This is a genomic window from Methylobacterium sp. 174MFSha1.1 (genome assembly GCF_900116815.1).
GTDB lineage: Bacteria > Pseudomonadota > Alphaproteobacteria > Rhizobiales > Beijerinckiaceae > Methylobacterium.
Map to the genome: position 1 here is coordinate 162,960 of NZ_FPCB01000009.1, position 24,695 is coordinate 187,654.

22 protein-coding genes and 1 riboswitch are annotated in these 24,695 nt (G+C 71.5%); of the genes, 10 read left to right on the top strand and 12 right to left on the bottom strand.

Annotated features, from left to right (window positions below; genetic code table 11):
• The 3 genes from BM430_RS08465 to BM430_RS08475 all read right to left on the bottom strand — a co-directional run bounded on the left by BM430_RS08465 (position 1) and on the right by BM430_RS08475 (position 3,436).
• On the bottom strand, positions 1-1,347 hold the full coding sequence (locus BM430_RS08465) for a dicarboxylate/amino acid:cation symporter (protein ID WP_093566803.1): 1,347 nt from the start codon (positions 1,345-1,347) through the stop codon (positions 1-3).
• A 458-nt stretch (positions 1,348-1,805) separates the two neighbouring features.
• Complete coding sequence (locus tag BM430_RS08470) at positions 1,806-2,678, bottom strand: CYTH domain-containing protein (protein WP_093566804.1); 873 nt, start codon at positions 2,676-2,678, stop codon at positions 1,806-1,808.
• A 143-nt stretch (positions 2,679-2,821) separates the two neighbouring features.
• Positions 2,822-3,436 carry a TetR/AcrR family transcriptional regulator gene (locus BM430_RS08475; protein WP_093566805.1) on the bottom strand — a complete coding sequence of 205 codons (615 nt, stop codon included), beginning with the start codon at positions 3,434-3,436 and terminating at the stop codon, positions 2,822-2,824.
• Positions 3,437-3,506: 70 nt separating this feature from the next.
• Between BM430_RS08475 and BM430_RS08480 the strand changes: the two genes are divergently transcribed.
• The 5 genes from BM430_RS08480 to BM430_RS08500 all read left to right on the top strand — a co-directional run bounded on the left by BM430_RS08480 (position 3,507) and on the right by BM430_RS08500 (position 9,451).
• Complete coding sequence (locus BM430_RS08480) at positions 3,507-4,814, top strand: MFS transporter (protein WP_093566806.1); 1,308 nt, start codon at positions 3,507-3,509, stop codon at positions 4,812-4,814.
• A 163-nt stretch (positions 4,815-4,977) separates the two neighbouring features.
• The gene (gene trxA / locus BM430_RS08485; protein ID WP_093566807.1) at positions 4,978-5,886 is read left to right on the top strand and encodes a thioredoxin; all 909 of its coding nucleotides are present in this window, start codon (positions 4,978-4,980) and stop codon (positions 5,884-5,886) included.
• A gap of 146 nt (positions 5,887-6,032) precedes the next feature.
• Positions 6,033-6,701: an LON peptidase substrate-binding domain-containing protein gene (locus tag BM430_RS08490; protein WP_093566808.1), complete on the top strand. Its 669-nt coding sequence runs from the start codon at positions 6,033-6,035 to the stop codon at positions 6,699-6,701.
• A gap of 62 nt (positions 6,702-6,763) precedes the next feature.
• Positions 6,764-6,967 (top strand): Trm112 family protein, encoded by a 204-nt coding sequence (locus BM430_RS08495; RefSeq protein WP_093566809.1) that lies wholly within the window; start codon positions 6,764-6,766, stop codon positions 6,965-6,967.
• 126 nt (positions 6,968-7,093) lie between these two features.
• Positions 7,094-7,241: riboswitch (cobalamin riboswitch) on the top strand.
• A gap of 203 nt (positions 7,242-7,444) precedes the next feature.
• Positions 7,445-9,451, top strand: a complete 2,007-nt coding sequence (locus BM430_RS08500; RefSeq protein ID WP_244539391.1) for a TonB-dependent receptor — start codon at positions 7,445-7,447, stop codon at positions 9,449-9,451.
• A gap of 465 nt (positions 9,452-9,916) precedes the next feature.
• On the opposite strand, the gene BM430_RS08505 is transcribed toward BM430_RS08500, so the two are convergent.
• Entirely contained in the window at positions 9,917-10,390 is a 474-nt protein-coding gene (locus BM430_RS08505; protein ID WP_093566810.1) for a GNAT family N-acetyltransferase, read from the bottom strand.
• Between the two features lie 69 nt (positions 10,391-10,459).
• The gene (locus BM430_RS08510) at positions 10,460-10,708 is read right to left on the bottom strand and encodes a hypothetical protein (RefSeq protein ID WP_244539383.1); all 249 of its coding nucleotides are present in this window, start codon (positions 10,706-10,708) and stop codon (positions 10,460-10,462) included.
• Between the two features lie 363 nt (positions 10,709-11,071).
• On the opposite strand from BM430_RS08510, the gene BM430_RS08515 reads away from it, so the two are divergent.
• From BM430_RS08515 to BM430_RS08525, 3 genes are read left to right on the top strand one after another with little or no spacing between them, the layout of a single operon-like run.
• The gene (locus BM430_RS08515; protein WP_244539384.1) at positions 11,072-12,382 is read left to right on the top strand and encodes a cytochrome c; all 1,311 of its coding nucleotides are present in this window, start codon (positions 11,072-11,074) and stop codon (positions 12,380-12,382) included.
• A gap of 13 nt (positions 12,383-12,395) precedes the next feature.
• Complete coding sequence (locus BM430_RS08520; RefSeq protein WP_093566812.1) at positions 12,396-12,872, top strand: (2Fe-2S)-binding protein; 477 nt, start codon at positions 12,396-12,398, stop codon at positions 12,870-12,872.
• Positions 12,869-15,058, top strand: a complete 2,190-nt coding sequence (locus BM430_RS08525) for a xanthine dehydrogenase family protein molybdopterin-binding subunit (RefSeq protein WP_093566813.1) — start codon at positions 12,869-12,871, stop codon at positions 15,056-15,058. Before BM430_RS08520 ends, BM430_RS08525 begins: the two co-directional genes overlap by 4 nt.
• 226 nt (positions 15,059-15,284) lie before the next feature.
• Here BM430_RS08525 and BM430_RS08530 read toward each other — a convergent pair whose 3' ends face one another.
• The 3 genes from BM430_RS08530 to BM430_RS08540 form a co-directional block, all read right to left on the bottom strand.
• Positions 15,285-16,949: a methyl-accepting chemotaxis protein gene (locus BM430_RS08530; protein ID WP_244539385.1), complete on the bottom strand. Its 1,665-nt coding sequence runs from the start codon at positions 16,947-16,949 to the stop codon at positions 15,285-15,287.
• A gap of 561 nt (positions 16,950-17,510) precedes the next feature.
• Complete coding sequence (locus tag BM430_RS08535; RefSeq protein WP_093566815.1) at positions 17,511-17,753, bottom strand: hypothetical protein; 243 nt, start codon at positions 17,751-17,753, stop codon at positions 17,511-17,513.
• 195 nt (positions 17,754-17,948) lie between these two features.
• On the bottom strand, positions 17,949-18,278 hold the full coding sequence (locus BM430_RS08540; RefSeq protein ID WP_244539392.1) for a DUF6894 family protein: 330 nt from the start codon (positions 18,276-18,278) through the stop codon (positions 17,949-17,951).
• A 395-nt stretch (positions 18,279-18,673) separates the two neighbouring features.
• Here BM430_RS08540 and BM430_RS08545 point away from each other — a divergent pair, with 395 nt between their 5' ends.
• Positions 18,674-18,973 (top strand): hypothetical protein, encoded by a 300-nt coding sequence (locus BM430_RS08545; RefSeq protein WP_244539386.1) that lies wholly within the window; start codon positions 18,674-18,676, stop codon positions 18,971-18,973.
• A 470-nt stretch (positions 18,974-19,443) separates the two neighbouring features.
• Here the strand turns inward: BM430_RS08545 and uraH are convergent, their stop codons facing one another.
• Positions 19,444-19,818, bottom strand: coding sequence for a hydroxyisourate hydrolase (gene uraH, locus BM430_RS08550; RefSeq protein ID WP_093566816.1), 375 nt, complete (start codon positions 19,816-19,818; stop codon positions 19,444-19,446).
• Between the two features lie 145 nt (positions 19,819-19,963).
• On the opposite strand from uraH, the gene BM430_RS08555 reads away from it, so the two are divergent.
• Positions 19,964-21,319, top strand: coding sequence for an 8-oxoguanine deaminase (locus tag BM430_RS08555; protein WP_093566817.1), 1,356 nt, complete (start codon positions 19,964-19,966; stop codon positions 21,317-21,319).
• A gap of 6 nt (positions 21,320-21,325) precedes the next feature.
• On the opposite strand, the gene BM430_RS08560 is transcribed toward BM430_RS08555, so the two are convergent.
• From BM430_RS08560 to BM430_RS08570, 3 genes are all read right to left on the bottom strand, one after another.
• A complete protein-coding gene (locus tag BM430_RS08560; protein WP_093566818.1) occupies positions 21,326-22,030 on the bottom strand; it encodes an aspartate/glutamate racemase family protein in 705 nt (234 codons plus the stop codon).
• A 75-nt stretch (positions 22,031-22,105) separates the two neighbouring features.
• Positions 22,106-23,488: a M20/M25/M40 family metallo-hydrolase gene (locus tag BM430_RS08565; protein WP_093566819.1), complete on the bottom strand. Its 1,383-nt coding sequence runs from the start codon at positions 23,486-23,488 to the stop codon at positions 22,106-22,108.
• 304 nt (positions 23,489-23,792) lie between these two features.
• On the bottom strand, positions 23,793-24,632 hold the full coding sequence (locus tag BM430_RS08570; RefSeq protein WP_093566820.1) for an outer membrane protein: 840 nt from the start codon (positions 24,630-24,632) through the stop codon (positions 23,793-23,795).
• Positions 24,633-24,695 lie beyond the last annotated feature (63 nt).

Sequence of the window (24,695 nt, forward strand, 5' to 3'; positions counted from 1 at the left end):
TCAGGGGGCGACCGGGACCGGCTTGTCGTCGGCGATCTCGGTGCCGATCGCCAGCGGGTTGGCCATCACCTCGCGCAGCTTGACCGGATCGAGCTCGCCCTCCCAGCGGCTGACCACCACGCAGGCGACGCCGTTGCCGACGAGGTTGGTGAGCGCGCGGCACTCCGACATGAACTTGTCGATGCCGAGGATGAGCGCCATCGCGGCGACGGGCACCGGGTTGCCGGGAATCGCCCCCAGCGTCGCGGCGAGCGTGACGAAGCCGGCGCCGGTGACGCCGGACGCCCCCTTCGAGGTCAGCATCGCGACCGCGATGATGGTGGCGTATTGCCCGAAGCTCAGATCGGCGCCGACGGCCTGCGCCAGGAACAACGTCGCCAGCGTCATGTAGATGTTGGTGCCGTCGAGGTTGAACGAGTAGCCGGTCGGGATGACGAGGCCGACGACCGAATCCGAGGCGCCGAGCCGCTTCATCTTCTGCATCATGTGCGGCAGCACCGTCTCCGAGGAGGAGGTGCCGAGCACGATCAGGAGCTCGTCCTTGATGTAGGCCAGGAACTTGAGGATCGAGAAGCCGGAGAAGCGGGCGATCAGGCCGAGCACCACGAGCACGAAGAGCAGGCTCGTCAGGTAGAAGGTGGCGACCAGGCCGATCAGGTTGCCGAGCTTGCCGATGCCGTACTCGCCGATCGTGTAGGCCATGGCGCCGAAGGCGCCGATCGGCGCGAGCTTCACGATCATGCCGATGATGCGGAAGAAGATCTCGCCCGCCGCCTCGATGGCGTGGATCGCCGGCTTGCCGCGCTCGCCCAGGCTCGTGATGACGACGCCGGTGAGCACCGAGATCAGCAGGATCTGCAGGAGGTCGCCGCCCGCGAAGGCGTCGAAGTAGCTCTTGGGGATGATCGCCATGATGTGGGCGACCGTCGAATCGGCCTGCGCCTTGGCCGCGTAGCCGGCGACCGCCTTGGCATCGAGCTTCGAGGGATCGACGCCGAAGCCGGCGCCCGGCTGCACGATCTCGCCGACGATGACGCCGATGAGGAGGGCCAGCGAGGACACCACCTCGAAGTAGATCAGGGCCTTCAGGCCGACGCGGCCGACCTTCTTCAGGTCGCCGATCGACGCGATGCCGTGCACGATGGTGCAGAAGATGATCGGGGCGATCATCATCTTGATGAGCGCGATGAAGGCGTCGCCGAGCCACTTCATCGCCTTGGCGGTGTCGGGCGCGACGTAGCCGAGCAGGACGCCGAGCGCGATGGCGATCAGAACCTGGATGTAGAGGACCTTGTACCAGGGCTGCGACGAGCCCGTGGCCGTCGCGGACGGCGTGGCGTGCTGCATGTGCGTTCTCTCCCCGAGGTGCCGGCCGCCGCCTTGGGATCGGCCGTCGCGGTGCGGCCTCCGCCGCGTGTCTGTCGTGGGGAACAGGCCGCGGCCCGGACAGTGTAGAAAGTCCGTGCCCGCCGTTCCAAGTCAAAAATCAGAAAAAACCCGTCGGTTGTCCCTGCTCCGGCCCGTTGCCTCTGCGACAGCGGGAGCCGACGCCGTCCAGTCGCCACCGCCCCTCGCGGCCGCCCGCACGCGGCCGGTCATTGATCGGGCGCGGGCGGGGCCGGACGTGGCGTGCCGCGCCGACGCGCCGGCGTCAAGCGGCCGAGGGATTAAGGAGGCCGCTCAACCGTACGGCCGCGCTTCCGCACGACCTGTCGCGCACACCGGACACGAAAAATCCCGGGCTCCGCCGTGGCGGAACCCGGGATCGATCGACGTCGCGTCACGGTCGGGGCGGTTGGCCGCCCTCAGGGCGTCGGCTGGGTCCGGCGCGGGCGCACGGTCCAGCGCTCGAAGGCCGGGGTGCCGTCGTCGCGGGCGGCATCCCCGCCCGGCACCGCGGCGCCGAGCGCCTGGGACAGGCTCTCGATCACGTCGTCGATGCGGGTATCCGGGTGCGGCTCCGGCGGCGGCGTCGGCTCGGGGGCGGCCTCGGCCTGGGGCGGCGGGGGCGGCGCCTCGTGGACGGGCTCGGGCTCCGGCGGTGGGGGCGGCGGCGTCGGCTCGGGCTGCGGCGGCGTGGCGATGCGGCGGAGCGCGTTGACCACCCCGGTCTCCTCGCCGTTGCGGCTCGGCGCGGCGTAGCGGCCGAAGCCGTAGCGCGGCTCGATCAGGTCGAGCACGGCGTCGAGGGCGGCGTTGGACAGGCCGATCTCGCCCGGCTGCGGCACGCCCTGGAGCGCGATGCTGCGGCCCTCGTAGGCCGCGTCCGCCGTCACCTCGGGGCCGAACCACGGCGGCGCCGGGAAGCCGTTCGCCTCGTCGGGATTGTCGAACACCACCGTCACCACGTCGACCTGGCCCGGGGCGACGTAGCGGTCGATCAGGGCGTCGCGGCCGTTGCCGAGCGCCACCTGGGTGCGGTCGTAGGCGGCGCGGCCGGCGCAGACGTCGAGGAGCGCGTCGCCATGGGCGCGCGGCACCTCCGTGCGCTCCTCGCTGGAGGCGCCGCCGTCGGAGGTGACGAGAACGAGGTGGCACTGGCCGCCATCGACGCGCACGAACGAGGTCCGGCCGGATTGGGGCGGGAAGTACCCCTCGGTGATGCGGGAGGAGCCGCGCTCCTTGCGGATCAGGCGGACCAGCGCCGGCGCGACCTGGAAACGTCGTACGAGGGTCATACGCTCTACTCCACGGGGGTCGCGGCCCGGACACTGCCTAAGAGGCGATGGGCCGCGATCGGCGTCAACTCTCGCGTATCGACCGATCATGGCGACAGAATCAAGGCCATGCTGCCGCCGCCCCCCGATTTATTGACGGAATTCTATGGTGCGGCGCGCGATGCTGACGCTCCGGTCCGGCTCGCGGCGATCAGGACCTCGGCGGCGCCGGACAGCGAACGGTTGGGCCCGTCGGGGCCGAAGATCTGCCCGCAGGCGAAGGCGCCCTCGACGAGGAGCAGGATGGCGTCGGCGAGACGCTCGGGCGCCTCGGCGCCGATCGTACCGGCGACCTCGGCGAGGCGGGCATGGAGCGCGCGCCGGCCCTCGCGCGCCGCCTCGCGGACGGGATGATCCGCCTCCGGATACTCGACTACCGCGTTGGAGAGGCCGCAGCCGCGAAAGCCCGGCCTGGCGCTGCGCGTCGCGATGCCGTCGACGAAGGCGACGAGGCCGGCCTGCGGATCGTCCGGATGGGCCGCCAGCGCCTCGTCGAGGCGGGAGCGCAGGCGCAGGTCGTAATCCTCCAGGCAGGCGACGACGAGCGCGTCCTTCGAGGCGAAGCCGCGGTAGAGGCTCGGCTTCGTCACCCCGGCCCGGGCCACGATCTCGTCGACGCCGACGCCGCGAAAGCCGCGGTCGTAGAACAGCTCGCGGGCGGCCGCCCGGATCCGGTCGCCGGCCCGGACGGGTGCGCTGCCGTCATGCGCCTCCGCCATGCTTTCACCCTTGACGATGTTACTGACTGGTACGTAACGTCCTAGCACGATTCGGGGAGGATGTCCCAGCATGAGTTCGACCGTGTCGCCGCGGGGCCTCGCCTCCCCCGCCGCTCCGAGACCGCGGCCCTTCGGCCAGAACTACGCCTTCGTGGTGGTGGGCGTGATCTTCCTGTGCCTGCTCGCGGCGGCGGGCCTGCGGGCCTCGCCCGGCGTGCTGATCCTGCCGCTGGAACAGGCCTTCGGCTGGAGCCGCGGCACCACCTCCTTCGCCGCCGGGCTCGGCATCTTCCTCTACGGCCTCGTCGGGCCCTTCGCGGCGGCCCTGATGCAGAGCTTCGGCATCCGCCGCACCCTGCTCTGCGCGCTCGCCCTGATGGCGGCCTCGACGGCGCTGAGCGCGCTGATGAGCGAGCCCTGGCACCTCATCGCCACCTGGGGCGTGCTGTCTGGCCTCGGCAGCGGCTGCGTCGCCATCGTGCTCGGCGCCACCGTGGTGAACCGCTGGTTCGCCGTGCGCCGCGGCCTGTTCATGGGGCTTCTCACCGCCAGCACCGCCACCGGCACACTGGTCTTCCTGCCCGGCCTCGCGGCGATCGCGCAGGCCGGCGGCTGGCAACCGGTGGTGCTCACCGTCGCCTGCGCCATCGCGGCGCTGATCCCGATCGTCGCCTGGCTCCTGCCGGAGCGGCCCTCCGATATCGGCCTTACCCCCTACGGGTCGGCGCCCGGCACCGTCTCCGAGCCGCCCCGGCGCGCCAACCCGTTCAAGGCGGCGATCGACGGGCTGGTGCGGGCGAGCGCCAAGGGCGATTTCTGGCTCCTGTTCGGCACCTTCTTCATCTGCGGGCTCACCACCAACGGGCTGGTCGGCACCCACCTGATCTCGTTCTGCGCCGACCAGGGCATCCCGGAGGTGCGGGCCGCGGGGCTGCTCGCGCTGATGGGCGTGTTCGATCTCATCGGCACCACGGGCTCGGGCTGGCTCACCGACCGCTACGACCCGCGCAAGCTGCTGTTCGTCTATTACGGCCTGCGCGGCCTGTCGCTGATGGCCCTGCCCTTCACCGACTTCTCGTTCTACAGCCTGTCGATCTTCGCGGTGTTCTACGGCCTCGACTGGATCGCCACGGTGCCGCCGACGGTCAGGCTCGCCAACGAGGCCTTCGGCGAGCGCGACGCCCCGATCGTGTTCGGCTGGATCGCCGCCGGCCACCAGCTCGGGGCCGCCACCGCCGCCTTCGGCGCCGGCCTGGTGCGTGCTTCGGAAGGCCGCTACCTCGAGGCGTTCCTGGCCGCCGGGCTGACCGCCCTGATGGCCGCGCTGATGTCGCTGATGATCGGCCGGATGGGCCGGGCGGCGCCGGCGGCGGCGTGACGATCGAGCCGGGCGCGCCGCTGCGGCCGCGTCCGGCATTGCTGTTTTCCCGTGCTGTTTCGGGCTTTGCGCGCCTTGCCCTGGCCGGGGCGGCCGGTCTACCCCATCTGATCGGCGGGCCGTGCAGGCCCGCAACGTGAAGGCCGTTCTCCCGAGGTCATCGATGCTCACCGACACTCCCGCGGCCGGCCAGCCCCCCGCGGGCGCCCTGATCAAGGACACCACCACCGCGACCTTCCGCCAGGACGTGATGCAGGAATCCCTGCAGCAGCCGGTGCTGGTCGACTTCTGGGCGCCGTGGTGCGGGCCGTGCAAGCAGCTCACGCCGATCATCGAGAAGGCCGTCAAGGATGCCGGCGGCAAGGTGAAGCTCGTCAAGATGAACATCGACGAGCATCCCCAGATCGCCGGCCAGCTCGGCATCCAGTCGATCCCGGCGGTGATCGCGTTCCAGCGCGGCCAGCCGGTGGACGGCTTCATGGGCGCGCTCCCCGAGGCGCAGATCAAGGCGTTCATCGAGCGCCTGGTCGGCCCCGTCGGCCCGACGGCGATCGAGGACGCGATGGCGGAGGCGCAAGCCGCCGCCGAGGCCGGCGACACCCAGGCCGCCGCCGAGATCTACGCCGCGGTGCTCGGCCAGGAGCCGGGACACACCGGCGCCATCGCGGCCCTCGCCCGCCTCCACCTCGACGCCGACGACCTCGAGGGTGCCCGCCGCTTCATCGACGAAGCGCCGCCCGAGGCCGCCAAGGACCCGGCCATCGCCGCCGTGAAGGCCGCGATCGAGCTCGCCGAGCAGGCGGCGTCGCTCGGCGACCTCGCCGGCTTCCAGCGCCGGATCGAGACCGACCCCGCCGACTACCAGGCCCGGTTCGACCTCGCGCTCGGCCTCAACGCCAAGGGCCAGCAGCAGGAGGCGGTCGACCAGCTGATCGAGATCGTCCGCCGCGACCGGACCTGGAACGATGACGGCGCCCGCAAGCAGCTGCTCCAGCTGTTCGAGGCCTGGGGACCGATGGATCCGATGACCATCCGCGGCCGGCGCAAGCTGTCGACCCTGATGTTCTCGTAAGGCCGGCTCAAGTGCATCTCGGGCGCGGCATTACGCCGGACAGGTATCCACGCCGGCGGAGCGCGCCCTAGGTAGCAGGCTGTGATCCCGGGCCCGAGACGACGCGGCCCGGGGACACCCCTCCGATCCGCGCGGGAGCGACGCCGATGAGCATGAACGTCGCCTACAAGGGGCCGGCCGACTGCCCGACCGAGATCCCGGTCTTTCCCCTCCCCGGGGCTCTGCTGCTGCCGCGGGGCCAGATGCCGCTCAACATCTTCGAGCCGCGCTACCTCGCGATGATCGACGAGGCCCTGCGCACCGACCGGGTGATCGGCATGATCCAGCCGGATTCCGAGTCCGGCGAGACCCCGCTCTCGCCAAAACTCTTCCGGGTCGGCTGCGCCGGCCGCGTCACCCAGTTCGCCGAGACCGGCGACGGCCGCTACCTGATCTCGCTCACCGGCATCGCCCGGTTCCGGATCGAGGAAGAGCTGCCCAACGCCACGGGCTTCCGCCGCTGCAAGGTGACCTTCGCGCCGTTCGAGAGCGACTTCCACGCCCGCGCCGGCGAGGAGGCGGTGGACCGCGCCGGGGTGCTGAAGGCGCTTCGCGATTTCGTCGAGGCCAACGACCTCAAGGTCGACTGGGCCGGGATCGAGGAGGCGCCGAACGAGGCCCTGGTGAATGCGCTCTGCATGATGAGCCCGTTCGGCCCGCGCGAGAAGCAGGCGATGCTGGAAGCGCCCGACCTCAAGACCCGGGCCGAGGTCCTGATCGCCGTGACCGAGATGGAGCTGGTGCGCGCCTCCGGAGCCGAGCCGACGCTGCAATAAGCGGCGCTTTGGGCTAGAGACCCAGGCGCAAGGTCCCACCGGACCATTCGGAAGGACGTCCCGTGAGCGATTCCCCCGCCTCCTTCGAGGCCACCCGCATCGACCCGAAGCTGCTCGAGCTGCTGGTCTGCCCCCTGACCAAGGAGCGGCTGGACTACGATTCCGCGCGCCAGGAGCTGATCAGCCGCTCGGCCAAGCTCGCCTACCCGATTCGCGACGGCATCCCGATCATGCTGCCGGAGGAAGCGCGGCCGCTGGCGGATTGAGGCGACGGCGCCGCGCCGACACGGAACCCCGCGCGGTGTCCCGTCGACAACCGGCAACACGCCCGACAAATCGGCGCGCGCCTCGTTGGCGCCCGCCCCGTTCCCGCCTACACCTCGACGGGACGGTTCCCCCCGGGGATCAAAAGGGAACGCGGTGCGAGAAGCCGCGGCTGCCCCCGCAACTGTGAGCGGCGAGCCCTCCATCACCGACGTCACTGGGTGCCGGAGCCCGGGAAGACGATGGGAGGCAACGACCCGTGAGCCAGGAGACTTGGTGGGAAGAAGACCTGCCGTCAGCCGTGGTCACATGTGGGCCGCGCCGGCCGGGGTGTGCCGGTGCCTCCACGGTGACGTGCCACAGCCCGTGAAGGCTCGCCCGTGCCCGTCTCCCGTTCCCGGTTCCTCGCGGCCCTCGCCGCCGCATGCCTGCCTGGTCCCGCTCTCGCCCAGGACGATATCCCCCTCGACCAGATCGAGGTGAAAGCACCAGTGACCGCCGCGCCGGGGGCGGCCAGCGCCGGCTATCCCGGCGGAATCACCGGCATCGGCGGGTCCTTGCGCCCGGTCGAGGCGGCGAGCGCCGGGATCATCGGCGGAGCCGTCATCAACAGCCTGCCTGTTACCCGCCCGGGCGAGGTGCTGGAGGCGGTGCCGGGCCTGATCGTCACCCAGCATTCCGGCGAGGGCAAAGCCAACCAGTTCTTCCTGCGCGGCTTCAACCTCGACCACGGCACCGACATCGCCCTCCACGTCGACGGCATGCCGGTGAACATGCGCACTCACGCCCACGGCCAGGGCTACGCCGACCTCAACTTCCTGATCCCCGAACTCGTCGGCGCGGTGGAGTTCCACAAAGGGCCCTACTTCGTCCGCGACGGCGACTTCGCCTCCGCCGGCTCGGTGCGGATCGACTATCTCGACAAACTGGACAGGAACATCGCGCTGACGACGCTGGGCAGCTTCGGCTTCAGGCGCGGGCTCTCGGCGGCCTCGGTGCCGCTCGGCGCCGGCAACCTGCTCGTCGCGGGAGAGGCGCAGGCCTATGACGGGCCGTGGGTCGTGCCCGATGCCCTGCGCAAGCTCAACGGCGTCGCCCGCTACAGCCAGGGCACCGCCACGGACGGCTTTGCCGTCACCGGCATGGCCTACTGGGCGAAGTGGAACGCCACCAACCAGATCCCCGAGCGCGCGGTGGCGGAGGGGATCATCGGCCGCTACGGCAGCCTCGATCCGACCGATGGCGGAGACACCGGACGCTTCTCGCTCTCCGGGCGCTGGAGCCAGTCGGATGCCGGCGGCATCACGCGGGCCTCGGCCTACGTGATCCGCTACCAGATGAACCTCTGGAACAACTTCACCTATTTTCTCAACGATCCGGTCAACGGCGACCAGTTCCGCCAGCGCGACGCCCGGGTGCTCGGCGGCGGCGAGGTCAGCCGCGTCTTCCAGGGCGACCTGTTCGGTCTGGCGATGGAGAACGAGATCGGCGTGCAGACCCGCACCGACGACATCCGGGTCGGCCTTTTTAACACCACCGCCCGGCAGTACCGCTCGACGGTGCTCGACGACCGGGTGCTGGAGGCGAGCGCCGCTGTCTACTACGAGAACCGGGTGCGCTGGACCGACTGGCTGCGCACCAGCGTCGGCTTCCGGGCCGACGGCTACTATGCCGACGTCCGCTCCGACACAGCCGCGAATTCGGGGAAAGCCCGCGACGGCATCGTCAACCCGAAGCTCGGCGCGGTGTTCGGCCCGTTCGCCGACACCGAGATCTACCTGAATTACGGTGGCGGCTTTCACTCGAACGACGCCCGCGGCGTCACCGCGACGGTCGATCCGGCGAGCCCTCTGTTCAATATTGCCCGCTCGCCCTTCCTGGTCCCCTCGACGGGCTACGAGGTCGGGATCCGCAACCGCTCCATCGCCGGGCTGGAGACGAGCCTCGCCCTGTTCCGGCTCGATTTCGCCTCCGAGAACCTGTTCCAGGGCGACACCGGCACCACCGAGCCGAGCCGGCCGACCCGCCGCTTCGGCATCGAGTGGAGCAACCACTACGCCGTCACGCCCTGGCTGCGGCTGGAGGGCGACCTGACCCTCACCAATGCCCGCTTCGCCGACCGCGACCCGGTCGGGCGGCGGGTGCCGGAGGCACCGACCACCATCGCCTCGGCGGGCGTCACCTTCGGCGAGGGCCAGGGCTGGTTCGGGACCCTGCGCTTCCGCTATTTCGGGCCGCGCCCCCTGATCGAGGACAATTCGGTGCGCTCGAAGCCGACCGCCCTGCTCAACGGCCGGATCGGCTACGCCTTCGACAACGGCGTGAGCCTCGCCCTCGACGTGCTCAACCTGACGAACGCCCGGGCCGACCAGATCACCTACTATTATGAATCGCGCCTTCCCGGGGAGGCGGCGGGCGTCGCCGACCGGCACTTCCACCCGGTCGAGCCGACGGCCGTGCGGTTGACGCTGGCGGGGCGGTTCTGAGAGCTTGTTTGAGTTGACCGACCACCTTGAAACCCTCGATGTCATCCCGGGGCTGCGGAGCGGAACCCGGGATCCATAACCGCTGACGGCGCAGGATGAAGCGGAACGCTGGCCGCCTTGCCCAGCGTCGTCAGCGGTTATGGATCCCGGGTTCTCGACTTCGTCGAGCCCCGGGATGACGTTGAGAGATGTCGGCCTGTGTGCAGATCAATCGGCGCAACCGCTCAAGCAGGCTCTGAGGGACGGGTCAGCCATCGGTCGTCCTGCGCTGTTTCCCGCGGCGGAGTTGACATCCACAGGGTCATTCCGGGGCCGCGCAGCGGAGCCCGGAATCCAGACACTCGGATGGTGCAGAAAACGGCTGTGCCCGCTTCGCTTCTTCTTGAACGACCTGCGGTTCTGGATCCCGAACTCCGCTGTGCGGCCCCGGAATGACCCTGAGGGTTTCAAGAAGATCGCGGGAAATCAAACGGAGTCCGATAAATCCCGCCGCATCAGCGCGTACATCTTCTCCCGATACGAGAGAGTCTCGACCGTCCGCCAGCCGATTCCAGCGTAGAGCCCCTCGGCGCTGCGCGTGTAGAGCCACAGGGTCGGGATCCCGCGGGCAGCCGCCTCCGCCTCCACCGCAGCGACCAGCCGGACGGCGTGCCCGCGGCCCCGGGCGTGGGGCGCCACGAAGACGCCGGCGAGCCAGGGCGTCAGGTCGGGCCGCGTGTCGAGATCGTGGGCGGCGAGGCTCGCCATGCCGACCGGCTCGTCGTCGACCAGGAGCACGAAGGTGCGGGGCAGCGAGGCGGCCGCAGCGCCGACGGATTCGGCCGCGATCACCTCGGCGAGGCTGCGGCCCTGGCCCTGCTGGAAGGCCTCCCAGCGCCAGCGCGCGGTGACGGGGACGAGGTCGGGCCGCTCGGTGTTGGTGACGATCGCGTGAGGCATCGGACACGGCTCCCCGGGACGGGCCGTCCTTCGCCTGCCCGGGTCGAACCCGTCAATGCCAAGCGTGCCTCAATGCCATCCTTGGCCGAACCGGCCGGTCGAGTGCATCAGGGTGTGCCCGCATTCGAGGCAGAGGTAGCGGGTCTCGACGCCGCCGCCGAACGCCTCGACCACCGGGGTCGAGGCCACCACCATCAGGCGGGCATGGGGGCGCTCCTGCCAGTGGGCGCGCATCTGGCCGCAGCAGGCCCGGCAGGCCGCGTCGTCGGCGCTCATCGACGGGGGCCCGAGGCGGGCGTGGAAACTCTGCTGGGCCATGCGGCGTCGGTCTCGTGCGGGTGAGCCGCATCCGAAACGATCCCGGGACGGATCGCCCGTCGGCCCCGCGGGATCAGCAAGAACGGGACCGGGCTAAACGGCGGAAGCGGGCGGGCGACCGTCCGCTCGGGGTCGAACCATGCGGAAGCTCCGCCGCTCGACCGGTACGGCTAAGCCAAACCGGCGTCGCTCCGCCGGTCGGACGATATCACTGTTTCGCGGGATTGCGGCAAGACTGTGCGGCAGACCGGTCCGCATGCACGGTCGGGTCCACCGGAACCGTGGCTGGGGGCACCGGTTGTCTCGCCGCCGGGGGTGCGAGCCTGCGCACGGTCGGAAACGCGCGGCGGGAGGAGCCGGTTGGTGGGACGTCGCCGGATCGCCGCCTGGCTCGGAGGAGCGTTTGTCCTCGCCGCCGCAGGGTTCGCGGCCATGGCCTGGCGCCCCGCCCTCGCGCCGGGCGGCGCGACGCCGGCCGAGACCGCGCCGGAGCTGGTCCGCAAGGGCGCGATGCTCGCGTCGCTCGGCTACTGCGCCTCCTGCCACACCGCGGAAGGCGGCCGGCCCTACGCGGGCGGCCGCGGCATCGGCACGCCGTTCGGCACGATCTACGCCACCAACATCACGCCGGATCCGGATACGGGCATCGGCCGCTACTCCCTCGCGGCCTTCACCCGGGCGATGCGCGAGGGCGTCGATGCCGGGGGACGCCACCTCTACCCGGCCTTCCCCTACACCCACTATGCCGGCCTGACCGATCCGGACGTCGCCGCCCTCTACGCCTTCGCGATGACCCGGGAGCCGGTGCGGCAGGTGGCGACGGCCAACGCCCTCCCCTTCCCGCTCTCCTGGCGCCCGCTCCTCGCCGGCTGGAAGCTGCTCTTCGCGCAGGCTCCCACAATTCCGGCGAATCCGCAGCGCGACGCGGAATGGCATCGCGGCGCCTACCTCGCCGAAGCCCTGAGCCATTGCGGCGCCTGCCACAGTCCGCGCAACCTCCTGGGCGCCGAGGTACGATCGAAGGCGTATTCCGGGGGCGAGGCCGACGGCTGGTGGGTCCCGCCCCTCGACCGCTCCTCGCCCGCGCCGCTCGCCTGGGACCGCGACAGCCTCGCCCGCTACCTCGCCGAGTGGGATCCGCAGCATGGCGGGGCCGCCGGGCCGATGCGCCCGGTGGTCGACGCCCACAGGACCGTGCCGGACGGCGAGATCCGGGCGCTCGCCTCCTACGTCGCGACGCTCTACGGCCCCGGTCCCGCCGGCAGCCGCACCGGCCCGGTCGACCGGGCGGTCGCGAACGACGATCCGGCGCTGGCCCGCGGCGCGGCGACTTATGCGGGCGCCTGCGCGACGTGCCACGAGAGCGGCGGCGGGGCCTCCGGCGGCGTGCCCTACACCACGCCCTCCCTCGGCCACCGCACCACCGTGCGGGCGCCCGATCCGCGCAACCTGATCCTCGTCCTGCGCGACGGCATCGCCCCGCGGGACTACGCGCCGGGGCCGATCATGCCGGCCTACGGGGCGATGCTGACCCCCGCTCAGGTCACAGACCTCGCCGCCTACCTGCGCGCCCGGTTCAGCCCCGACGGGCCGTGGCCGAACCTCGACGCGACGGTGCGGGACCTGATGCGCGACGCCCCCCGCCCCGGCGCGCGGGCCGAGGCGGGGCATTAAGGAGGAGACGCCGATGCCGACCCTGACGGTGAACGGCCGCATCCAGGCCATCGAGGCCGCGCCAGAGACCCCGCTCCTCTACGTGCTGCGCGACGAGCTCGGGCTCAACGGCGCCAAGTTCGGCTGTGGCTTGGGCCAGTGCGGCGCCTGCACCGTCGCGGTCGAGGGCCGCGCGGTCCTGTCCTGCCTCACCCCGATCGGCGTGCTGGAGGGCCGGTCCGTCACCACCGTCGAGGGGCTGGGGAGCCCGGAGAATCCGGGCCCGCTCCAGGCCGCCTTCATCGCCGAGAGCGCGGCCCAGTGCGGCTACTGCATCGCCGGCATGGTGATGCGGGCCCACGCCCTGCTGCGTACCGTCCCGCATCCGAGCGAGGCCGAGATCCGCGACGCCCTGCGCTTCAATCTCTGCCGCTGCGGCACCCATATGCGGATCCTCGCCGCCGTGCGGCGCGCGGTCGGCGAGCCCGCCACCACGGGGGCGACGCCGTGACCGCCCTCACCCGCCGGACCCTGCTCGTCGGCGGCGCGCTCCTCGTCGGGATCGGACTGCCGCGACGCGTCGAGGCCGCCGCCCTGCCAGGCAGCCTGGGGCAGGCGCCGCGGATCGATGCCTGGATTCGGATCGGCGAGGACGGCGCCGTCACGGTTCTCACCGGCAAGGCCGAGCTCGGCCAGGGGATCAAGACGGCGCTGATCCAGGTCGCGGCCGAGGAGCTGGGGCTGGAGCCCGCCGCCTTGCGCCTCCACACTGCCGATACCGAGCTGACCCCGAACGAGGGCTACACCGCCGGCAGCCACTCGATGCAGGATTCGGCCACGGCGATCCGCCACGCCGCCGCGGCGGCGCGGGCGCTGGTCGTCGAGGCCGCGGGGCGCCGGCTCGGCCTGCCGCCCGCCGCTCTGCGGATCGAGGGCGGCGGCGTCGCGGCTCCGGACGGGCGGCGCCTCGCGCTCGGCGAGATCGCCCGGGACGTCGCGCTCGACGCAAGGACGCCGGAGACGGTCGCGCTGCGCGATCCCGCGACCTACGCGGTGGTGGGCCGGCCGCTGCCGCGGGTCGACATTCCCGCCAAGGTCGCGGGCGGCGCGGCCTACGTGCAGGACATCCGCGCGCCCGGTCTGGTGCATGCCCGGATCCTGCGCCCGCCCCGCCCCGGCGCCCGCCTCGTCGGCCTCGACGCCGAGGAGGTTGCCGCCCGTCCCGGGGTGATCCGGGTGCATCGCGACGGCGACTTCCTGGCGGTGCTCGCTGAGCGGGAATACGCCGCCGTGACGGCGATGCGGGCGCTCGCGCGGGTCGCGGTCTGGCAGGGCGGCGCGAGCGTGCCGGAGCCCGACGCGCTCTTCTCCGACCTCGCGGGCCGGTCGGCGACGCGGACGATCATCCACGAGGCTGGGGCCGAGGCGCTCGCGCCGGCGGGCCGCCGGATCACCGCGCAGTACCGGCGACGCTACCAGATGCACGGCTCGATCGGCCCGTCCTGCGCGGTGGCCGAGTTCGACGGCGACCGGCTCACCGTGTGGTCGCACGCGCAGGGCATGTTCCCCCTGCGCAAGGCGCTCGCCGAGATGCTGTCCCTGCCCGAGGAACAGGTGCGCTGCATCCATGTCGAGGGCTCGGGCTGCTACGGCCATAACGGCGCCGACGACGCGGCGGGCGACGCGGCGCTCCTCGCCCGCGCCCTCCCCGGCCGGCCGGTGCGGGTGCAGTATACCCGCGAGCAGGAGCACCTGTGGGAGCCCTATGGCGGCGCGATGCTGACCGAGGCCTCGGCGGTGCTGGGACCCGACGGGCGCGTCATTGACTGGGACTACGCGGTGCGCAGCCCGACCCACCTCACCCGCCCGCCCGGCGCCGGCCAGCTGCTCTCGGCCCGGATGCTGGACAAGCCCTTCCCGGCCCCGCCTCCGAAGGCGCTGCCGCAGCCGGAGGGCGGCGGCGACCGGAACGCCATCCCGCTCTACCGCTTTCCCAAGGCCCGGGTGGCGCACGACTTCGTCGCCGACATGCCGCTGCGCGTCTCGGCCCTGCGCAGCCTCGGCGCCTACATGAACGTGTTCTCGATCGAGAGCTTCGTCGACGAGCTGGCCGAGGCCGCCGGCGCCGACCCGGTCGCCTTCCGTCTGGCGCATCTCGACGACGCGCGGGCGCGGGCCGTGATCGAGGAGGCCGCCACGCGCTTCGGCTGGGGGAAAACCCTTCCGAAGGGCCGCGGCGCCGGCTTCGCCTTCGCCCGCTACAAGAACCTCGCGGCCTTCTGCGCGCTCGCCGTCGAGGTCGAGGTGGCGCATGAGAGCGGCCGGGTCCGGCTGGTGCGGGCGCAGGCCGCGGTCGATGCGGGTCAAGTCGTCAACCCGCACGGCATCCGCGACCAGATCGAGGGCGGGGTCATCCAGGCGATGAGCTGGAGCCTGTTCGAGGCGGTGGCGCACGATGCCGAGGGACCGACGAGCCGCGACTGGAGCACCTACCCGATCGCCCGCTTCCCCGACATTCCCGAGCGCCTCGACGTCCACCTGATCGACCGCCCTGGCCAGCCGTTCCTCGGCGCTGGCGAGGTCGCGCAGGGGCCGACCGCCGCGGCGCTCGCCAACGCGATCCGGACCGCCGCGGGCGTGCGCCTGCGCGAATTGCCGATGCGGCCGGAGCTGGTGAAGGCGGCGATCGGGGTGTGACGCCTGAAAACTCTTCAGAATAGGGCGCGTCTCCCCTCTCCCGTGTGGGAGGGGGGCCGGGGGTGAGGGTGGCTCGGCTGCCGCAATGACCCTGAACCGTTGAGCTGCGCAGCTCGACGCTTGGTGATTTATACGGCAGCCGAGCCACCCTCACCCCTACCCCTCTCCCACACGGGAGAGGGGATCCCGCGCTCCATTTGTTCAGAGTAGTCCACGCGGAAACCACTCACGCCGCGACCTGCCGCAGGAAGCGCTCGACCTCGGCGTCGAGCCGGGCGGTCAGCCCGTCGACCTCGCGGGCGGCGGCGTCGACCGTGCCGGCGGCGCCGGCCGTGTCGCGGGCCGCGCCGATCACCGTGGCGAAGTCCCGCGCCATGGCGCGGGAGGCTTCCGCCGCCCCGCCGGCGCTGCGGGAGATCTCCTGCGTCGCCGCGCCCTGCTGGGTCACCGATGCGGCGATGCCGGCGGTGGTCTCGTCGATGTGGTGCATCCGGGTGCGGATCCGCGCCAGGGTGGCGGCGGTCTCTTCGGTGGCGCCGCGCAGGCCGGCGACCTGGCGGGTGATCTCCTCCGTCGCCTGGGCGGTCTGCCCGGCGAGCGCCTTGACCTCGGCGGCGACCACCGCGAAGCCGCGGCCCGCCGTCCCTGCCCGGGCCGCCTCGATCGTCGCGTTGAGGGCGAGCAGGTTGGTCTGCGCGGCGATGGCGTCGATCAGCGCCACGACGTCGCCGATCTGGGCCGAGGCCCGCACCAGCTCGCCGACCCGGCTGTCCGCGGCCTGCGCCTCGACGAGGGTCGAGGCGGTGCTCTCCCGCGCCCGGGCGACCTGGCCGGTGATGTCGCCGACCGAGGCCGACAGTTCCTCGGCGGCGCCCGCCACCGTGGCGACGTTGCCGGCCGCCGCCTCCGACCGGGCGGAGGCCGCCGCGATCGCGCCCTCGGACGCCTCGGCCTGCGCCGTCATCGCGCCGGCCCGCTCGCTCAAGCCCGCGACGCGCTGGCCGAGGGCCGCGACCAGGGAGGCCACCTCGCCCCGGAAGGCCGCCACCGCCGCGTCGCGCGCATTGCGCCGGCGTTCCGCGGCCTCGCTCCCGAGCCGGCCCTCCTCCTCGAGGGCGAGCGCGCGCCGGCTCGTCTCCCGCAGGGTCTCGATGGCCTTGGCGACGGCGCCGATCTCGTCGCCCCGCCCGGCATGGCGGATCGGGGTCTCGAGGTCGCCGGCGGCGAGGCCGGAGACCCGCGCGGCGATGTCGACGAGGGGCCGCACGAGGCGGCGGGCCACCAGGGCCGCGACCAGGCAGGCCAGCAGCGCGATCATCCCCGCCGCGAGGGTGACGGCGCGCATCGCCGCCGCATGGGTCGCGTAGGAATCCTCGACCGGCACCCCGACATAGAGCACGCCGTTGACGCGGCCCCCGGCGTCGCGGATCGGCTGGTAGATCGTCTGGAAGGGGCGGCCGAACAGCGTCACCTCGCCGCGAAACGCCTCGCCGCGGCGCAAGGCGCCCTGCGCCGGGCTGTCCGCGGCGAGCGCCGTGCCGATCGCGCGCTCGCCGTTCTCCCGGCGCACCGTCGTCACCCGGCGGATGAAGGCGTCCTTGGCCGGATCGTAGGCGAACACCGTGGCGCTGCCGCCGACATAGGCGACGGCCTCGTCGACCACCGAGGCGTCGGCGAAGTCGGTCAGGGCCGGCGCGGTCACCGCCCTCACCTGTCCGTCCTCGACGGTCGCCTTCGCCCCAGGCACCCGGCCGGCGAAGATCAGGGCGAGCGTGCGGCCGTTCTGCTGCGCCCGTTCGTGGTCCTGCCGCTGCAGGTCGAGCCAGACCTGCCGCGATGCCGTCATCCACATCGCCGCCGTCGTCATGACGATCGCACAGGCGACGATCATGACCAACTTCGCCGTCATTCCGACGCGGTTTTTCATATCCCGTTCCTCTGGTTCAGGTAACGGTTATCCGAAAGATATTGACGTTTTGTATCGTTGTGTATCGCAAGAAGCGGGCTGATACAGCGTAAGACAATATAAGATTGCATATAATATTTGAAACCATCGCAGAATGATGGATCATGGACGAAGGCTGATCCGCCACGGCCCAGTCGCAGGTCTCAGAAAATTTTCCTAAGTGTCGTGAGTTCGGCGCCGAGACGAGACGGGCGTCATAGGCCTGCCGGTGCCGCCGAAAACTGGCGGCCGGGGTGGGACCGGCGCTGGGATCGTTCGCGCAGCCTAGCGAGTACAGTGGGAAGCGGCCGCCTCATCGCGCCAGAGAACGTCCCCGGATCACCCGGCCATCCCATGCCGCGGTCGAAGCGCGCCTGCCGGGCATGGCCTCTCAAAGGCGGGCGGGGCACCTCGGGCCCCGCCTCGGAGAGCTCAGCTCATCCGTCCCGCGCCCCGGGCGCGGACTGACAACTCTTCCCTGCCCGCGCCTGTCGGCGCGGACGGAAATCAAGCCTTCTTCTTCGCCCGCGTCTTGGGGGCGGCCTTGGCAGCCTTCACGGCCGCCGCCGTCTCCGCCGCCTCGGCCTCGCGGGCGAGGCGCAGGGCCTTGAGGCGGGCCATGTTGTCGTCACGGCTGCGCTCCGCGCTGGCGAGGTCGGACCAGGCCTGCGCCGCCATCTCGGCCTGCATCTGGGCCCGCGCCGCGCGGGTCTCGGCCTGTCCGCGCGCGGTGCTGTCTTGGGTCGCCATGACGTCATCCCTCTTGCGAGGCGCGGGCGAGCCGCAGCCTCGGAGAGGGCGCCGGGCCGAACGGGCCGCCGTGTGCGGCCCGCCCCCGGCGCCCTCTGACTATATAGGGCGCGGCGGACAATTGTCATGCGTTCGGCCCCGGCCCGGGCCGGGGGACGGGGGCCGGACCGATCGGGACGCCTCGGCGGAGACGCCTCAATGGGCGTTCGGCACCTCGTGGTGCGGCGGCTGTTCCTCGTGCCGCGGCGCCTCCTCCGGATGCCGCGGCGCTTCGGGCGCATCGCCCGCCAGGGCCTCGGCGAAGGGAAATTCCAGCACCACCTCGCCGGCCTCGTCGGTCACCACGAGGCTCGCGGCGAGCAGACGGTCCTGGTTCCCGCCATGGCTCATCTTGGGGTCGTCCATCATCGCGCGGATGATCGCGCGCGAGGCCTCCCAGGCGTGATCGGGATCGCGCAGTTCTTCACCGTTCAGATCGGTGATCACGTCCTCGCCGATGTGAGTGTTGAAGAAGTAACGGGGCATGGGCAATCCTTCCGGCCGGACATTCGTCCTACCTGCCCTGTTCGCCCCTCCAGGACCAGTCCCCTGATCGGGGGATGCAATGCCGATTTCGACGCGTGTGCCCGATTGGGGATCGAGAATGACGAGTCCCATCGTCCACTCCTGTGCAACGCGCCCCGCCGCCCGAGTCCAGTGAGACTGCAACTTGTGGCAGAGATGAGGCCTCGCGTGCAATCCAGCGCCGAGTACCCGGTGCGGGCGACGCCGAACAGGCGGCGGGACGGCGCTTCCCCGGCTATCGTCCACTTGCGCCGGGCTCACGATTCGGCTTTCCTGGACCCGGGACAACGACGGAACGCTAGGTCACTGAATACCGGCGCCGCTCGGCTTCGCCCATGGGAGCCTCGAAACGTCCGATGCTGTGGCGCATGACGCACTGGAGCCGCAAGCCGTCCGCGCCCTCCCTCGTCGGCGGGTTCGACCCGATCTACTATCTCGGCAAGAATCCGGATGTGGCGGCCGAAGGCTGCGACCCCCTCGAACATTACCTGCATTTCGGCTGGCGCGAGGGACGGGATCCATCCGCCGAGTTCAGCACCCGCGGATACCTCTCGGCCAATCCGGACGTCGAGCGGGCGGGCGTGAACCCGCTGCTGCATTACCGCGAGCACGGCCTCGCCGAGCGCCGGCGCGGCTGGCAGAAGCCGGGCGCCTGATCCGGCTCCCGGCGCTCAACTACGATCCGATCGCGCTGCAACACGGTCCACGACACTGGCACAGTGCGAAGGCTCAGCGCGGCTGAGATTCATCGATCAGCAACGCAGTTTCCGCTTCCTCCCCTTTCCCGGACGACTGAAACGAAGTGGAAGGAGATCCGGGATCCAGCGCAAAAAGTCGCGAAGCGTCTTTGTGTCTGCAACGGTGCAACATTCAGAGCCGCTTCGCGGCCCTTCCTGTGCTGGATCCCGGATTTCCTTCCGCTATCGCTCCAGTCGTCCGGGAAAGGGGAAGAAACGGAAACGGAATGTTTCCCCGGCGACCCTCGCCCCGGCCATATCGAACCTTCGCTACATGCCCCTGTCGTGTAGCGTGACTGCCCGATCGTGCGGTGATCCAGGTCATTGCTTTTGCCGTACTTTCTTCGTCGAACCGGTATCCGCTTCGCCGGAAATACTCTGGAGCCCCGTCAGCTGCCGCGATAGGTGCTGTAGGCGTAGGGCGCGATCAGCAGCGGCACGTGGTAGTGGTTCAGGCCGGGCCGGACCACGAAGCGCACCGGCACCTCGTCCAGGAAGTCGCCGGCGCCGGCATCGCGCTGACCGGAGAAGTACGCGCCGACCGCGAAGACGATCTCGTAGATGCCGGGCGCCAGCGCCGCGCCGGCGAGCAGCGGCGCGTCGCAGCGCCCGTCCGCGTTGGTGAGGGCGCGGGCGACCTGCTCGCGCGTGCCGTCGGTGAGGCGCCAGAGCTGCACCGCCACCCCGGCGGCCGGGCGGCCATGGGCGGTGTCGAGCACGTGGGTGGTCAGGCGCGGCGTCTCGGGGCTGTTGGGCATCGACATCGCTCGGATCTCCGCTCTCGGCCTCTCGCCTCGGCCACTGGCCTCGACTCCTTGGGGTGCCCGAGGGCTGCCGCTCGGTCAAGCACGGCTTGACCCGTGCCGGCCGGCGCGCCCAGCATGCGGCCCGATCCTGCCGGAGCCCCGCATGGCCACGCTTCTCCTGCGCAACGCCGACCGCCTCGTCACCATGGACGACGACCGGCGCGAGATCGACCGCGGCTTCGTGCTGATCGAGGAGAACCGGATCGCCGCGGTCGGCGGGCCCGAGGCGGCGCCGGAGACCGCCGACACGGTGATCGACCTCGCCGGCCACGTGCTGCTGCCCGGCCTCGTGAACACCCACCACCACATGTACCAGTCGCTCACCCGCGCCGTCCCGGCGGCGCAGGATGCGGACCTGTTCGGCTGGCTGAAGACGCTCTACCCGATCTGGGCCCGGCTCACGCCGGAGATGGTGCGGATCTCGACGCAGACCGCGATGGCCGAACTGATGCTGTCGGGCTGCACGACCTCGAGCGACCACCTCTACCTCTATCCGAACGGCTGCCGCCTCGACGACAGCATCGAGGCGGCGGACGCGATCGGCCTGCGCTTCCACGCCGCCCGCGGGGCGATGAGCCTCGGCGAGAGCGCCGGCGGCCTGCCGCCCGACGCCCTGGTCGAGGACGAGGCGGCGATCCTCGCCGACACGCGCCGCCTGATAGAGACCTGGCACGACCCGGCCCCTTACGCGATGCGCCGGATCGTGGTGGCGCCGTGCTCGCCCTTCTCGGTCAGCGAAGGCCTGATGCGCGACGCGGCTGCCCTGGCGCGATCCTACGGCGTCTCGCTCCACACCCATCTCGCCGAGAACCAGGACGACGTCGCCTACAGTCGCGAGCGGTTCGGGAAGACGCCGGCCGAGTATGCCGCCGATCTCGGCTGGGTCGGGCCGGACGTCTGGCACGCCCACTGCGTCAAGCTCGACGAGGACGGGATCCGACTCTTCGCCCGCACCGGCACCGGGGTCGCGCATTGCCCGTGCTCGAACATGCGGCTCGCCTCCGGCATCGCCCCGGTGCCGCGGATGCGCTGCGAGGGCGTGGCCGTCGGCCTCGGCGTCGACGGCTCGGCCTCGAACGATGCCGGCCACCTGCTCGGCGAGGCGCGCCAGGCGATGCTGCTCGCCCGCGTCGGTCACGGCCCCGCGGCGATGACGGCGCGCGAGGCCCTGGAGATCGCGACGCTCGGCGGCGCAAGGGTGCTCGGGCGCGACGACATCGGGGCGCTCAAGCCCGGCATGGCGGCCGATTGCGTCGCCTTCGACATGCGGGGGCTTGGCGTCGCCGGCGCCTTGCACGATCCGGTCGCCGCGCTGGTGTTCTGCGCGCCGCCGGGCGTGGGCCTGAGCGTCATCAACGGGCGGATCGTGGTGCGGGACGGGCACCTGCTGACGCTGGACACGAGCCGACTGGCCGAGCGGCACAATGCGCTGAGCCGGCGCCTCGTCGACGGGGCGTAGCGGGGATCAGGGGTCCCCCAGCGCCCGGTCCACCGCCGCCTCGGCGTGCAGCGCCGTGGTGTCGAACAGCGGCACCGGGCTGTCCTCCGGGCGCACCAGCAGCATGATCTCGGTGCAGCCGAGGATGATCGCCTCGGCGCCGTTCGCGACCATCCGGGCGATGACCGCCCGGTAGGCCTCGCGCGAGGCCGGCAGCGCACGTCCCTGGACCAGTTCCTCGTAGATCACCCGGTGCACCTCCGCCCGGTCGCCGGCCTCGGGGACCAGGACGTCGAGGCCGTGGCGCGCCGCGAGGCGGCCCTTGTAGAAATCCTGCTCCATGGTGAAGGCGGTGCCGAGGAGGCCGACCCGGGAGAGGCCCGCGGCGCGGATCCGCTCGGCGGTCGGGTCGGCGATGTGCAAGAGCGGCAGGCCGATCGCCGCCTGCACCTGATCGGCCATGCGGTGCATGGTGTTGGTGCAGATCACCACGAAGTCCGCCCCGCCCCGCTCCAGCCGCCGGGCGGCCGCGATCAGCTCGTCCGCCGCCTCGTCCCAGCGCCCGGCATGCTGCAGGGCCTCGATCTCGCCGAAGTCGAACGACCACATCAGGCAGCGCGCCGAACGCAGACCCCCGAGGCGGGCGCGGACCGTCTCGTTGATGATGCGGTAATACTCGGCCGAGCTCTCCCAGCTCATCCCGCCGATCAGGCCGATGACCTTCTGCTGCATGTCCGGTCCTCTCCCGATCGACGACCCATCCCGGAGAGACCTGCCGCCGGTCGCCCGGCGGCAGTTGCTTCAACCCTACTTCGCCAGCGCCGCCAGGATCCGCGCCCAGGAGCGGGTGCCCTTGTGGAAGCTCTGCAGGTCGTACTTCTCGTTCGGCGAGTGCACCCGGTCGTCGTCGAGGCCGAAGCCGACCAGCAGGGTGTCGAGGCCGAGCGTGCGCTTGAAGTCGCCGACGATCGGGATCGAGCCGCCCGAGCCGATCGTGACCGGCGCCCTCCCCCATTCCTCGGCGAGCGCGCCCTTGGCGGCTTCCAGCGCCGGCATGCCGTGAGGCAGGGCGAGCGCCCGCGAGCCCTTGTGCGTGACGACCTCGACCGAACAATCGGCCGGGATGCGCTCCTGGACGAAGGCGCGGAAGTTGCGGTCGAGCGCCTCCGGGTCCTGGTCGCCGACGAGGCGGAACGAGATCTTGGCGCTCGCCTTCGCGGCGATCACCGTCTTGGTGCCCTCGCCGGTATAGCCGCCGATGATGCCGTTGGCGTCGCAGGTCGGGCGGGACTGGATCTGCTCGATCAGCATCCGGTCGCGCTCGCCGGCGGGCTTGTTCAGGCCGACGGTGCCGAGGAAGCTCTCCGGCGTCAGGTCGAGGCCGCGCCACTGCTCCAGTACCTCCGGCGGCGTCTCGTGCACGCCGTCGTAGAAGCCCGGCACGGTCACCCGGCCCTGGTCGTCGTGCAGGTCGGCGATGATGCGCGAGAGCACCCGGATCGGGTTGGCGGCGGCGCCCCCGAACAGGCCCGAATGCAGGTCGCGGTCGGCGCAGGCGACCGTGACCTCGAAATAGGCGAGGCCCCGCAGGGACGAGGTGATGGCCGGGGTGTCGCGGTCCCACATCCCGGTGTCGCAGACCAGCGCGACGTCGGCCTTCAGCGCCTCGCGGTTCGCCGCGACCCATTCGGGCAGGAACTTCGAGCCGTCCTCTTCCGCCCCCTCGATCAGGATCGTGACGCCGACCGGCAACTCGCCGTCGATCGCCTTGAAGGCGCGGCAGGCCTCGACGAAGGTCATCACCTGGCCCTTGTCGTCGCAGGCGCCGCGGGCACTGATGACCTTGCGGCCGTCGGCCAGCACCGCCATGCGCGGCTCGAAGGGCGGCGTCTCCCACTCGTCCAGGGGATCGACCGGCTGTACGTCGTAGTGGCCGTAGAACAGCACGTGCGGCGCGCCGGGCTTGGGGTAGTGGCCGAGCACCACCGGGTGGCCGCCGGTCTCGCGCAGGGAGGCCTCGAAGCCCATGGCGGCCAGGTCGCCCTTGAGCCACTCCGCCGCCTTCCGGCACTCCGCCGCGTAGGCCGGATCGGTCGAGATCGACTGGATGCGCAGGAAGGCGAACAGCCGCTCCAGGGAATTGTCGAGGTCGCGGTCGATGTCGTCGAGGATCCGGTCAAGCGCGGCCATGCGGTGTCTCCGGTCTGGCCGGGCCCCCTGGCCCGGCGCTCACCGCGCCATCACTAGCGCAGCGGACCGGCGGCCAGAAGCCGTCGGGCACGGACAGCGGGCCGCCGCGGGCGCATGGCGGGCGCAAAGCGGTGGACGGGCTTCCAAGAACCTGCCGGCTCGGCCGTGACTGAATGCACACCCTCCATGTCATTCCGGGCTCCGCTGCGCGGCCCCGAAATGACGCGGAGGGTGTGAAGGCTGTCGGGCGGATCCGAAGGGCCCGTGAGACGATCACCGGGCGACGGTCGTCCGGCGATCGACCTCAGTACGTCAGTCCGCCGAGGCCCGGCAGGGCGAGGCCGTTGCCGAAGGCCCAGCGCAGGCCGACCCGGAACTCGTTGGCGGCGATGTCCTTGATGCGGGTGTTCTGGTTGTAGGCGTCGAAGCCGGTGCGGGCCTTGCCGACCTCGAGGTAGCGGTAGCTCGCATCGACGCTCACGCCGGCGCCGATCTCGTAGGAGATGCCGGCCATCGCCGCCCAGGCGAGACCGATCGCCGTGTGGTTGGCGCGGGGGTCGTAGCCTTGCGCCCCGATCTTGTAGCTGCCGTCGACGCCGCTGCCGCAGGCGGTGGTGAAGCAGGTGGTGCCGGTCCAGGCATCGTGGAAGCGGTTGCTCGCCATGCCGACGCCGGCGCCGATATAGGGGGTGAAGCCCCACCAGGTGCCGAGATCGACGTAGACGTTGAACAGGCCGGTCAGCACGTCGAGCTTGCCGGCTTCGGTGTTGAAGCCCTCGACGAAGTTGGTGCGCGAGGAATAGTCGCGGAAGCGGCTGCGGGTGCGCCCGTCGATGGTGACGTCGGCGCGCAGGAAGCTGTTGAAGCGGTAGCCGATGCCGCCGCCGTAGCCGTCGGTGTTGCCGAGGCGGAAGCCGACGAGCTTGGCGCCGTCGGTGCCCGGCAGGGTGTCGTCCTTCGGATGGCGGAAGTCGCTCATCGTGTAGTCGCCGCGCAGGTACCAGCCGGAGCCGATCTCCACCGGGGCCGCGGGCGGCGGCGGGGGAGGCGGAGGTGGCGGCAGCAGATCTGCGGCGAGCGCGGGCGCGCCGATAAGGCCGAGCCCGAGGGCCGCGACCGGGAGAGAGAGACCGAACCGTGCCATGGGGCGCCCTTTCCTGCCCCATCGGCGTCTCGGCCGGGGCGAATTACGCGAAACTGGGAGTGG